The organism is Cupriavidus sp. WS, assembly GCF_000395345.1.
Classification (GTDB): Bacteria; Pseudomonadota; Gammaproteobacteria; order Burkholderiales; family Burkholderiaceae; genus Cupriavidus; species Cupriavidus basilensis_B.
On sequence record NZ_AQPL01000606.1, the window covers coordinates 1 to 200 of the forward strand.

General features: G+C 56.0%; 1 rRNA gene. It reads right to left on the minus strand.

The features are described 5' to 3' along the window. Positions 1-21: 21 nt before the first annotated feature. Positions 22-135, minus strand: a 5S ribosomal RNA gene (rrf, locus tag K206_RS42305). Positions 136-200: the final 65 nt, after the last annotated feature.

Sequence of the window (200 nt, forward strand, 5' to 3'; positions counted from 1 at the left end):
ACTGAGGGGTTTCAAGAGAGAGCCTGGCGATTACCTACTTTCACACGGGTAATCCGCACTATCATCGGCGTGGAGTCGTTTCACGGTCCTGTTCGGGATGGGAAGGGGTGGTTCCAACTCGCTATGGTCACCAGGCATGAGCGGTGTGTTGCGCTGGGCTTGTCGGCCAACGCAACGAATAGGGATGTAGTCAGGTTGTG